Annotated in this window: 14 protein-coding genes and 1 pseudogene; 1 reads left to right on the forward strand and 14 read right to left on the reverse strand. The window is 67.3% G+C overall.

Translation table 11 applies throughout. From position 1 onward, the window contains the following. The 5 genes and pseudogenes from VIB55_RS18530 to VIB55_RS18545 form a co-directional block, all read right to left on the reverse strand. On the reverse strand, nucleotides 1-262 hold a 262-nt coding region (locus tag VIB55_RS18530; RefSeq protein ID WP_331878156.1), incomplete at its 3' end, for a hypothetical protein. Nucleotides 263-427: 165 nt separating this feature from the next. Beyond that, a complete protein-coding gene (locus VIB55_RS18535; RefSeq protein ID WP_331878157.1) occupies nucleotides 428-1,096 on the reverse strand; it encodes an NAD(P)H-binding protein in 669 nt (222 codons plus the stop codon). A 104-nt stretch (nucleotides 1,097-1,200) separates the two neighbouring features. Then, complete coding sequence (locus tag VIB55_RS25545; protein WP_349263051.1) at nucleotides 1,201-1,590, reverse strand: GNAT family N-acetyltransferase; 390 nt, start codon at nucleotides 1,588-1,590, stop codon at nucleotides 1,201-1,203. 123 nt (nucleotides 1,591-1,713) lie between these two features. Further along, a pseudogene (locus VIB55_RS25670) lies at nucleotides 1,714-2,160 on the reverse strand (DUF6933 domain-containing protein); the annotation flags it as partial. Further along, the gene (locus tag VIB55_RS18545) at nucleotides 2,157-2,402 is read right to left on the reverse strand and encodes a helix-turn-helix transcriptional regulator (protein WP_331878159.1); all 246 of its coding nucleotides are present in this window, start codon (nucleotides 2,400-2,402) and stop codon (nucleotides 2,157-2,159) included. The pseudogene VIB55_RS25670 and the gene VIB55_RS18545, both read right to left, overlap by 4 nt. Nucleotides 2,403-2,514: 112 nt before the next feature. Here VIB55_RS18545 and VIB55_RS18550 point away from each other — a divergent pair, with 112 nt between their 5' ends. Further along, nucleotides 2,515-2,757 (forward strand): hypothetical protein, encoded by a 243-nt coding sequence (locus VIB55_RS18550; RefSeq protein ID WP_331878160.1) that lies wholly within the window; start codon nucleotides 2,515-2,517, stop codon nucleotides 2,755-2,757. 41 nt (nucleotides 2,758-2,798) lie between these two features. On the opposite strand, the gene VIB55_RS18555 is transcribed toward VIB55_RS18550, so the two are convergent. From VIB55_RS18555 to VIB55_RS18595, 9 genes are all read right to left on the reverse strand, one after another. Next, nucleotides 2,799-3,731, reverse strand: coding sequence for a restriction endonuclease (locus VIB55_RS18555; protein ID WP_331878161.1), 933 nt, complete (start codon nucleotides 3,729-3,731; stop codon nucleotides 2,799-2,801). Between the two features lie 92 nt (nucleotides 3,732-3,823). Next, entirely contained in the window at nucleotides 3,824-4,708 is an 885-nt protein-coding gene (locus tag VIB55_RS18560; protein WP_331878162.1) for a 3-hydroxybutyryl-CoA dehydrogenase, read from the reverse strand. A 73-nt stretch (nucleotides 4,709-4,781) separates the two neighbouring features. Further along, nucleotides 4,782-5,654, reverse strand: a complete 873-nt coding sequence (locus tag VIB55_RS18565) for a hypothetical protein (protein ID WP_331878163.1) — start codon at nucleotides 5,652-5,654, stop codon at nucleotides 4,782-4,784. A gap of 12 nt (nucleotides 5,655-5,666) precedes the next feature. Then, on the reverse strand, nucleotides 5,667-6,905 hold the full coding sequence (locus VIB55_RS18570; protein WP_331878164.1) for an acetyl-CoA C-acetyltransferase: 1,239 nt from the start codon (nucleotides 6,903-6,905) through the stop codon (nucleotides 5,667-5,669). A gap of 604 nt (nucleotides 6,906-7,509) precedes the next feature. Continuing rightward, the gene (locus tag VIB55_RS18575) at nucleotides 7,510-8,022 is read right to left on the reverse strand and encodes a tRNA (cytidine(34)-2'-O)-methyltransferase (RefSeq protein WP_331878165.1); all 513 of its coding nucleotides are present in this window, start codon (nucleotides 8,020-8,022) and stop codon (nucleotides 7,510-7,512) included. A 74-nt stretch (nucleotides 8,023-8,096) separates the two neighbouring features. After that, on the reverse strand, nucleotides 8,097-9,146 hold the full coding sequence (moaA, locus tag VIB55_RS18580) for a GTP 3',8-cyclase MoaA (RefSeq protein WP_331878166.1): 1,050 nt from the start codon (nucleotides 9,144-9,146) through the stop codon (nucleotides 8,097-8,099). Further along, nucleotides 9,143-9,589, reverse strand: coding sequence for a molybdenum cofactor biosynthesis protein MoaE (locus VIB55_RS18585; protein ID WP_331878167.1), 447 nt, complete (start codon nucleotides 9,587-9,589; stop codon nucleotides 9,143-9,145). The genes moaA and VIB55_RS18585 overlap by 4 nt, the downstream gene beginning before the upstream one ends. Before the next feature lies 1 nt (nucleotide 9,590). Beyond that, on the reverse strand, nucleotides 9,591-9,833 hold the full coding sequence (locus VIB55_RS18590; RefSeq protein ID WP_331878168.1) for a MoaD/ThiS family protein: 243 nt from the start codon (nucleotides 9,831-9,833) through the stop codon (nucleotides 9,591-9,593). 117 nt (nucleotides 9,834-9,950) lie between these two features. Further along, a complete protein-coding gene (locus VIB55_RS18595; protein WP_331878169.1) occupies nucleotides 9,951-10,256 on the reverse strand; it encodes a hypothetical protein in 306 nt (101 codons plus the stop codon). Nucleotides 10,257-10,353: the final 97 nt, after the last annotated feature.

Raw genomic sequence — 10,353 nt, forward strand, 5'->3', positions numbered from 1 at the left:
AGACGAGGAATGAAAGCATCGCGAAAGCGGGTGCGCCGACGGCGGCAAGCCCGGCGGCGCCGACCACCCACTCACGCTCCGCAGCGACGTCAAACCGCCACGCCAGCCAGCAGCATCCCCCGCACGCCAGCCAGACGGCGGTGAGCACTCGCCCTCCGTATGCCGACCGCAGTGCATTCGCCAGTGGGCGCAGAAGCCAGTCGACACACGGGATCAGCAACTCGGCGAGGACCCATATGACAATCTCGACTAGAATCTCCATCTCTCCTCCGGATCAGAAGGCGCCCACACCCTCGTCCGTACGTTTTCGAGTGCGCCCGGTTTCGCGTGCGCGGAAAGACGGCGGAAATGCGGTGCCGGAGAAGCAAGTCGTGTCGGGGTGGGATGGAAACCGACCGTGATCAGAGGTGCGGAACGCAAATGCCAATCAGGCGCCGCGCGCCGCAGACTGCCGCTGGCGGCCCGCCAGGCTGCGGAGTTCGCGATTGTCGATGATCCGCGCCCGCTGCTTCTCCGCCGTAGCCTGGATCATCGCGAGGCCGATGTCTTCGCCCGCCACGTAGAGCCCGCGGAAGGGCCGCAGGAGGCGGAAAACGGGCCGCATCACCTGCAGAAACCGTGGAGCGTTCGCCGAATCCGCCCCGTCGATGAACGCGGGACGCCAGCACACCGCGCCGAAGCCGCTGATCAGGTCCTGCTCCGTCTGCGCCTTTACCCGCGCCCACATCATGCGGCTATGCAGCGCCGCGCCCTGCCCGCTGACGAAGTGGAACGCGGCCCCCGGGCTGTGCAGCGCCAGCATCCGCGCCGCGGCAACCGCAAAATCATGCGTGATCACGCGATACGCCGCCTCGTCCGGCACCTGCGTGGCGGAGATGCCCAGGCACCAGAAGCATGCATCCACGTCCCTGAACGCCTCCTCCACGCGGGAGTAATCCAGAAAGTCATCGTGGATGAACACACGTACCCGGTCGCTCGCGGACGCCGGCGGACGCCGTGCAATCGCGCGTACCTCATCCACGCCGGGCGACGACGCGCACGCCCGCAGCACGCTTCCGCCCGCGGCCCCCGTCGCGCCGAAAACAAGAACCTTCATCTTCGCTGATCCTAAGAGAGTAGGGCGGCATCGGATGTCCCCGCCAACCCGGGCGCCCCCTTATTTTTTACGAAACCGCGCGCAACCCGATGCCGGTCTCCACGTCAGGGCGCTGGGCGGGTGAGGTGGATCAGTCCTGCCGCCGTCGGACGAAATCCGCAGCCTTCGTAGAAATCCTCCAGGCGGGGCTCGTAGTCGACGTGAATCCACTCTGCACCGGCCTCACGGGCTGCCGCAACCGCCTGCCGCACAAGCGCCGTCCCAATTCCGCGCCGTCGATGATCCGGGTGCACCGTCGTGTCCAGCAGGAACGCATGCGCCGCACCGTCCCACGCCACGTTCACGAAGCCGATCAGCTGCTGGCTTGCGTACGCGCCGACCCAAGCCAAGCTCCGGCTGAACACATCCGCGAAGCCGCGTGCCACATGGGCCGGCCACGCGGCAGCGAAAAGCTCGTTCAAAACCGCGTCGCCGAGCGCGGGGCGTACACGCAAGTCGAACCCGGGCGTCCGGAGCTCGACGGCCGCGCGTGGCGGGGAAGGGCGATGCGGAAAAGGACGTGGTTCAACAACCCCGGACAACTCGGCGAGCACCCATGTGGCATCCTTGTACCCGAGCATCCCGTGGGGATTGTCAGCCAGCTTCACCTCGAGCCTATCCAGATCGATGCCCTCGAACGACCGATACCGCTCCGCCTCGAACCAGATCTGCGTCGCCAGGTCGTTCATCGATCCGAGCACCCGCCGATTGTTCGTCCGCGCTACGATGGTTTCGCTCAGATTACCTAGCTGCGTGTCGATCCACTCGCCCGGTAGTTCCAGCCGCCGGAGCAGAGCCGGAAGTCGCGTACGGAATGTCGGGAGGGTGGTGTGCAGCGCGCGCCCTGGAGCGACTACGCAGACCAGGGTGGTAGGGTTCGTGTAGAGCACGAGCGAGCGCCCCGCGAACGGCACCGGCACGATGTTCACGTACCACTCGCCCAACGGCGTGGCGGGCTCCAGCGGCTGGGCGATGACGGGCAGCTTGGTGCCTTTCAGCAGGCGCTGCGTGCAACGGAAGATCATTCGTCTACCGGGCGATTGGCACCCTCCGACTCTGCCGCCATCAGCAGTTCGGAAGCACTTGTGTCGAGCGCCTCAGCGATAAGCCGAAGCACTCTGATCGTCGGTGACTTCAGCCCGCGCTCCAACTGGCTGATGTAGGTTGGGTGGAGCTTGCAGCGGAACGCCACCGCCTCCTGGGACATCCCCACAGTCTTCCGCCGCTGGGCGATCACTCGCCCCAGCACCTTCTCGAACGCGTCCATTGGCTCCAGTCGTGAGAGACCGAACCAGAGTCGCGCGACTAGTACTTTTGTACTAGAGACTATAGTATTAGTATTCGGGCGCGCCGAACTGTCTCACACCTGTGGAGGTCGTATGCTCATGATTGGTGAACAGCCACAACTCGCGTCACCGATGCGCCTGCTGGAGATGCTGGCGGACCGCTTCGGCGCGTTCGAAGCCGTCGCGAACTCGACCATTAAGCTAGCCCGCTATGCTCCTGCGGACGAACTCGCGATGGATATGCAGTTGGCGGAAGCGGTTCTAGAGTTCGGTACCGATCTGCGGGCGGCGTTGGTGCTTGCGCAAACGTGGGCCGAAGCAAAGGGCAGCGTGTGAGCAGGAAAACATGCTGGTACCAGTGCTATCTCCGCGGTCGCTTACACGGATTCTTCGTCAAAGTAGTCGCTATCAAGCTTCGGCACCTTGATGATTCGAGCCGAGACGCCGACTTCATGATCGATCATCAGGCTTGCGAGGCGCTTCCCATCAACAAGTACGATCCTTTCTACGGAGCGGGCGAAATCGAGCGCTTGTGGCGTATAGACGGACGTTGTGATGAACACTCCCTTGTTGGCGCGTTGTCCCGCAAGTGCCCCATAGAACGCCTGGATCTCCGGCCTGCCAACCGTCTGCTGCCAGCGTTTGGCTTGTACGTAAACCTTCTCCAAACCAAGCTTATCGAGGGAGATGACGCCATCGATGCCACCATCTCCACTCCCGCCGACGCGCTGCAAGTCCGTCCGGCTCGTGCCGTATCCCATCCGGTGTAGGAGATCCAGCACGATCGTTTCGAAATACGACGGCGAGACAGAAGCCAAGGCGTCGAGCACCTCCGCCGTCAACGTGCGGCGCAACTCGGCGAGTGCTTCTTCGAGCCGGTCATCTGGGCTCGCGAGCGCATCCCGCGACGGCATACCAGGCAACGCGGGTGGGGGCAGTGGTAGCTCACCGAGCGAATCGGGTCGCAGTGGAACGTCCATGTACTCGAAAGCGAGTACTTGGACGTCCCGGTCAGCGAGGGGAGAAGGATGAATCCGTGCGAACTCGAGACCTTGAGGTGTAATCTTCCAAAAGCCTCGCCTGGGGCTGCTTGAAAGACCCGCCCGCTTCAGGCGATCATGTGCCCAACCTGCCCGATTTTTGTAGACAAGTTGGCGACCACTCGGTAACAGCTCCTGCCGGTCGCTTTCCGAGAGACCCAAGACCTTCGCGGCCGCTTCGTGCGCCTCCTTCGCAGAGGTACCACTGGGATGCGCCGCGAGGTGGCGCAGGATTGGTTCGATAAACTTGTCGTAGGTCGGTACAGGCATCAGTGCTCAAATCTGAGGGCGCATATACTTGTGCAGGAGAGGCGCCGTGAAATCGCGGCGCCCCCGTCGTCATCACCGACTGCGGTCCCGACCTACACCAGGTTCATCGCCTTCGGCTGCTCGCCGGAGTAGTCGTAGAAGCCCTTGCCCGACTTGCGGCCGAAGTAGCCCATGGAAACCATGCGCTTCAGCAGCGGCGGCGAGGCGTAGCGCTTCTCCTTGTACTCCTCGAACATGATGCCGCCGATCTTGTCGAGCGTGTCCAGCCCCACGAAATCGCTGAGCACGAACGGCCCCATCGGGTAGCCGGTGCCCAGCTGCATCCCCTTGTCGATGTCGGTGATGCTGGCCACGCCCTGCTCCAGCGCGCGGATGGCGTCCATCATGTACGGCACCAGCAGCAGGTTCACCACGAACCCCGAGTTGTCCTTGCAGACGATGGGCTCCTTGCCCAGCGACTTCGCGAACGCGAACGCCGTGTCGAACACCGCGGGGTCGGTGGCGATGGTCTTCACCACCTCCACCAGCTTCATCACCGGCACGGGGTTGAAGAAATGAAGCCCCACCATCCGCTCCGGCCGCTTGGTCGCCGCCGCCATGTCGGCGATGGTCAGCGACGAGGTGTTGCTGGCGAAGATGGTGTCGGGCCCGCAGACCGCGTCCAGCGTGCGCCACATCTCATTCTTCACCGCCAGGTCCTCGACCACGGCCTCGATGATGATGTCGCAGTCCTTGAGGTCTTCCAGGTTCGTCGTTCCGCGCAGCCGGCCGACGATGGCGTCGCGGTCCTCGGCGGAAAGCTTGCCCTTGTCCACCGACTTGCCCAGCTGCTTGCCGATGCCGCCGATCCCGCGCTGGCACACCTCGTCAGACACCTCGCGCACGATGGTCTCGTACCCCGCCGCGGCCGCCACCTGCGCGATGCCGCTGCCCATCAGCCCGCACCCCAGCACGCCGACCCGCTTGATCTCCGCCATTCGGATCTCTCCCTCAGGATGAACTCGAAAGTGTTTCGTTGGATGAAGGGCGCCGAAGCGCCCAGCTGTTCGTCTACCGCCGCCCGCGCGGGCCGCCAGGCCCAATGCGGATGCCGAAGCCCGGCGGGCCGATGGTGATCCCGCCCCCGCCGTCTCCGCCCCCGCCCCGGCCGGGCACCTTCAGCTCGCCGTGCTCCAGCCGGTCCAGGAACGACTCCAGCTTTTCCTGCGTCGTCCGGCGCACCACGCCAAAGATGCCCCGCATCCCCGCGATGATCCCCGCCGCGATCGGCAGGCCCACGAGTGCGAGGGGATCCGGGATGGTGGTGGCGATGGCGAACACGGCGGCGCTGATCCCCGCGCCGCCGCCGACGCTCGCCCCCACGATGGCCGTAACGCCCCGCTCCGAGGTCACATCGACCGACAGCTCCACCAGCGCCGTGGAGTCGTCGATGGCGGAGACGGCCACGTCCAGCTGCTGAAGCTCCAGCATCTTGTGCTTGGAGCCGAACTTCTGCGCCGCGCGCCCGAAGGTGGCGCCCACGCCGGTGGCGCGCACGTAGCGCGTGCGGTCGGGAAAGCGCCGCTGCACCACCATGTACTCGCAGGCCAGCAGGTACTCCTCCAGCAGCAGCCCCACCTGCGCGGGGGGACGGCGGACCGTCCGCGCCGCACGCACAACGCCGGGGCCCATCACCCGCGCCAGCGCACCCGTCTCCTCCGGCGCGCGCCCGCGCACGTCGACGATGGCGCGCCGCACGGTCACCGCGTCCAGCCCCAGCTCCTGCCCGATGCGCAGCACCTCGCCCTCGGAAATCCCCTCGTCGGGGGCGCCGGTGGCGGACTGGATCTCCACGGCGCGGCGGATCACCGCCTCCAGCTCGCTGCTGGAAAGGCGGCGCGCGGGAAGGTTGCTCCCGCCCGGAGGGCCGCTGGAGTCAGTCACGCGAAGCCAGTGTCAATCCGCCGCGATGGCCTGCTCGCCCGCGGCGGGGAAGGCCTCCACCACCAGGGCGATCCCCTGTCCGCCGCCGATGCAGGCCGTGCCCAGGCCAAAGCGCTTGCCCTGGCGCCGCAGCTCGTGAAGCAGGTGCACGGTAATGCGCGCGCCGCTCATGCCCAGCGGGTGGCTCATGGCGATGGCGCCGCCGGATACGTTCGTCCGCTCGCGGTCCAGGCCCAGTTCCTTTTCCACCGCGCAGTACTGCGACGCGAAGGCCTCGTTCACCTCCACCAGGTCCATCTGGCCGACGTCCATCTCGGCCCGCTTCAGCGCCACGCGCGACGCCGGCGCCGGCCCGATGCCCATGTGCTTGGGCTCCACCCCCGCGATCCCCCACGACACCAGCCGACCGATGGGGCTCAGCCCGTTGCGTCGCGCGTACGCCTCGCTGGCGATCATCACCGCCGCGCCGCCGTCGCCGATGCCCGAGGCGTTGCCGGCCGTCACCGTGCCGCCCTCCTTGAAGTACGGCTTGAGCTTGCCCAGCGACTCCAGCGTGGTGTCGGGGCGCATGTGCTCGTCGCAGGCGAACTGCGTTTCGCCCTTGCGGCTCTTGAGGGTGATGGGGGTGATCTCGGCGTCGAAGCGCTTCTGCTCGCACGCCAGCCCGGCCAGCGTCTGCGAGCGATGGGCGTACTCGTCCACCTGCTGGCGGGTGATGCCGTACTTGTCGGCCAGGTTTTCGGCCGTCACCGCCATGGAGCAGCCGGCGAAGGTGTCGGTGAGCGCCTCCCACAGCAGGTCTTCGTAGTACTGGCCGGCGGGGCCCAGGCGCTGGCTGCCCCAGCGGGCGCCGCGGAGCACGTGGGGGGCCTGGCTCATGCTCTCGGTGCCGCCGCACAGCGCCACCTCGGCCTCGCCCAGCATGATCTCCATGGCGCCGCTGATGATGGCCTGGAAGCCGCTGCCGCACAGGCGGTTGAGCGTCAGCGCGGGTGTGTCGAGCGGGAGCCCGGCCTTGAGCCCGATGTGGCGGGCCAGGTAGATGGCGTCGGACGAGGTCTGCAGCGCGTTCCCGAAGACCACGTGGCCCACTTCCTCGGCCGGCACCCCCGACTCCTGCAGCGCGGCCTTGGCGGCGAACACGCCCAGGTCGGTGGCGCTGAAGTCCTTCAGCGAGCCGCCGAAGGTCCCCATGCCGGTGCGCTTGGCGGAAAGGAATACGACGTCGGTGTCCTTGCCCTGCGTAGCCATATGAAAACCCGATCCTCAGGTAGCGTGAGCGCGCCCGGTTCCATCCCCAGGCGAAAGGGGGAAAACAGCGCAGAATACCGGCGGAATCGCCGTGCGTCAAGCCGATTCCGGACACTCGGACCATGAGCGCCGCTCATCCAGAAGTCGTCCTCTGCACCGTGCGGCCCGGGGCAGGGCGAACCCGCGGCTGGATCAGCGGAAAGCCCCCGACACGGCGCACTGACGCGCCGCCGTTCGAGGCTTCACCGTTCACGGGCGGTGAGAGGTGCGGCTCGGTGCGTTGAAGGGTTCGGCGCGATCAGGAGAGTGTGTGGCGGATCCCTCAGTCGCTGCCGTTCTCGGCGTGCGGGAAGGTTCGCCGGGGCCGCTCCATCGGGATGACAGGAGTGCTTCGGCGGGTTTGATCGCCCGTGCAAAAGGAGCGGATGACATCGCCGTAAGACAAGCGGAAAGCCTCCAAACTGCCGGGGGCTCACCTGCACCCGCACCAGACTCCGAGCGCGCCACACCGTCCTCCCGTGCACCCCAAGAAGCCAGTCCGCGAAGGCGGACTTCGTGTGGTTGTTGCAGCGAATTCATTCGCCCGTCCACACTTGCGGCCGCCTCACTCCCCGGATGACGCCTCCGTCTCAGCCGATCCAGCCGGGGTCCAACCCACCTGCCGCAACGTCTCGAACAGCGAAATGCCCACGGCCGTGGACAGGTTCAGCGAGCGAGCCACGGGGAGCATGGGAATGCGGATGCACCGCTCGGGATCGGCCGCCAGCAGGTGCTCGGGCAGTCCGCGCGACTCGGGGCCGAACAGCAGCACGTCCCCGGGCTGGAACGACGCGTCCCAGAGCGTCCGCGTTGCCTTGGTGGTAAGCATCCACACGCGCCGCCCCTCGGTCGCCGCGGTGAAATCCTCCCATTGCAGGTGATGGTGCCACTGGGTGTGCTGCCAGTAGTCCATCATCGCGCGCTTGGCCTTGGGGTGCGTGAACGAGAACCCCAGCCGACCGATCAGGTGCAGCGGCGAGCCCGTGGCGCCGCACAACCGGGCGACAGCGCCCGCGTTGCCCGGGATCTCCGGTTCGTACAACGCGACGTCGATGGAATTGGCGATCGGGAGCATCATCAGAATCCGGTAGAAAAGACGAGCGGCGGCGGACTTTGTTCGTCCGCCGCCGCTCGGTCGCAAGCTCGTGGGACTCAGCCGCCGACCTGGGAGAGCGCCAGCAGCCCGCCCGATCCCGCGTCGGAGCCCTGCACCAGCCAGTGGCGCTCGGGCTTGATGCGCAGCGTCAGGCGGATCAGCGGCTCCAGCGGCTCGCCCCGCCGCAGGGGATCGCGCAGGTTGGTCTGCGCGTGTCCGAAAAGGCAGGGGCGCAGCTGCCCGTCCGCCGTCAGCCGCATGCGGTTGCAGCGATCGCAATAATTGTGGCTCATGGGCGTGATGACACCCACCGTTCCCGCGGCGCCATCGAACGCGTAGTAGCGCGCCGGCCCGTTCCCCGCCGGACCGGCCACCGGCCGCAGGTCGCCGATCCGCCCGATGTTCTCCAGGATCTCGTCGGACGAGACGAACTCGTCGGCGGAGACGCCCAGGTTCTCGCCCGTGGGCATCACCTCGATGAAGCGCACGTGCCAGGGCCGCTCGCGGGTGATGGCCGCAAAATCCGCCACCTCGTCGTCGTTGCGGCCGCGCATCACCACGCAGTTCACCTTGATGGGCGCGAATCCCGCCCGCTCCGCCGCCTCCAGCCCGCGGAAGATCCCCTCCGCCGATCCCGCCCGGCGCGAGATGGCGTCGATGCGATCCGGCCGCAGCGAATCCAGCGACACGTTCACGCGATCCACGCCGGCGTCGCGCAACTCGTTCGCCATCTCGTGGAGAAGGACGGCGTTGGTGGAAAGCGCCACGTCCTCGATCTGCGGAACGGCGCGGATCATCCTCACCAGTGAGGGCAGGTCGCGGCGCACCAGCGGCTCGCCGCCGGTAATGCGGATGCGGCGCAGGCCCTGGTCCGCCATCACGCGCACGATCTCGGCGATCTCCTCGTAGCGCAGGATCTGCTCGCGCTTCAGCCAGGGCAGCCCCTCCTCGGGCATGCAGTACACGCAGCGGAGGTTGCACTTGTCGGTGACGGAGATGCGCAGGTACTCGATGCGCCGCCCGAAGCCGTCCGTCATGGGGCCCGACTCGGGGATGGGACGCTCGGAAGCGACCGGCAGCGGGCCGAGCTGCACCAGCCGGCTCACGCCATCTCCCGGACCGCGGGGGTAAAGCCCGGCACCCACTCCGTATCCCCGTCCACGTAACCCTCGCGCTTCCACACCGGCACACGCTGCTTCAACTGCTCGACCACGTAGCGCGACGCCTCGTACGCCTCGGCCCGGTGGGGTGAGGCGACGGCGATGGCCACGCTCGCCTCGCCTATGGCCAGTGAGCCGATGCGGTGGATCACCCGGATGCTCCCCGTGCCGAACCGCTCGCGCGCCTCGTCGGCGATGCGGCGCATCTCGCGCTCCGCCATCTCCGCGTACGCCGAGTACTCCAGGTGGCTCACCGGCCGCCCGTCGTTCTGGTTGCGCACCACGCCCCAGAACAGCAGCGCCGCCCCGTCGTCCGGCGACAGCGTGTCGTCCAGCAGGCGGGCCGGGTCGATGGGATCGGGCGTCACCAGGGCGAAGCTCTCGGGCACGTCAGCCCCCGGCCACGGGCGGAATGAACGCCACCTCGTCGCCGTCGCGCAGCTCCGTCGCCAGCGGGGCGTAGTCCATGTTGACGGCCACGACGGGAGCCTCCGGCATACGCGAAAGGCCACCGCTCGCACGGAGCCACCCCACCAGGTCCGCGACGCGGGCGCCCGCCGGAAGCTCCAGCGCCAGCTCGTCGGCGCCGGCCATGTCGCGGTACGAGGCGAAGAAGAGGGATCGGATGATCATGACGGCGAGTGCGAAAGTGCGAAGTGCGAGAGTGCGAAAGTCACTGGGGATCGCGCTCCGCCCCGCACCACTACACCGCCGCCCCGCGCGGGTTCAGAGCGCGGGGCGGGGAAGGGGTCAGCCCGCGCCGGAGACGCCGGGCCCGGGCACGTTTTCGCGCACTTCCTCGGCCGGCGCCAGCGTGGCCAGGAACTGCGAAACCTCGTGGTGCATCCGCGAGGTAGAGGCGCGAACGAGCGTGCGCCCGTCCTGCGTCCCCGTGCCGATGGTGATGTCGGCGGCCTCGCTCATCAGCTTCAGGTGATGGTCGCTGGAATCTTCCGTGAACCCGGCGTACTGCGTCATTCGCAGCGTGAACCACTCGCGCGCCCGCTGGATTACTTCTTCGGGAGGGATGTCGGTCAGGACTTCCTGGATCAGCATGCTTGGTCTCCGGTGTGTGCGTGCTGACGGCGCGGTGGGCAGGATGGATGCCAGACGGTGGATGGCAGCACCGGCGGATGGCAGTACCGCAGACCTG

This window comes from Longimicrobium sp. (genome assembly GCF_036554565.1).
GTDB lineage: Bacteria > Gemmatimonadota > Gemmatimonadetes > Longimicrobiales > Longimicrobiaceae > Longimicrobium.

What these genes read in the sequence shown, in the direction of transcription:
- VIB55_RS18535 (WP_331878157.1), bottom strand. Translation starts at nt 1,096, where the DNA reads ATGAAGGTTCTTGTTTTCGGCGCGACGGGGGCCGCGGGCGGAAGCGTG.
- VIB55_RS18595 (WP_331878169.1), bottom strand. Translation starts at nt 10,256, where the DNA reads ATGCTGATCCAGGAAGTCCTGACCGACATCCCTCCCGAAGAAGTAATC.
- VIB55_RS18545 (WP_331878159.1), bottom strand. Translation starts at nt 2,402, where the DNA reads ATGGACGCGTTCGAGAAGGTGCTGGGGCGAGTGATCGCCCAGCGGCGG.
- VIB55_RS18560 (WP_331878162.1), bottom strand. Translation starts at nt 4,708, where the DNA reads ATGGCGGAGATCAAGCGGGTCGGCGTGCTGGGGTGCGGGCTGATGGGC.
- VIB55_RS18575 (WP_331878165.1), bottom strand. Translation starts at nt 8,022, where the DNA reads ATGATGCTCCCGATCGCCAATTCCATCGACGTCGCGTTGTACGAACCG.
- VIB55_RS18550 (WP_331878160.1), top strand. Translation starts at nt 2,515, where the DNA reads ATGCTCATGATTGGTGAACAGCCACAACTCGCGTCACCGATGCGCCTG.
- VIB55_RS18590 (WP_331878168.1), bottom strand. Translation starts at nt 9,833, where the DNA reads ATGATCATCCGATCCCTCTTCTTCGCCTCGTACCGCGACATGGCCGGC.
- VIB55_RS18570 (WP_331878164.1), bottom strand. Translation starts at nt 6,905, where the DNA reads ATGGCTACGCAGGGCAAGGACACCGACGTCGTATTCCTTTCCGCCAAG.
- VIB55_RS18555 (WP_331878161.1), bottom strand. Translation starts at nt 3,731, where the DNA reads ATGCCTGTACCGACCTACGACAAGTTTATCGAACCAATCCTGCGCCAC.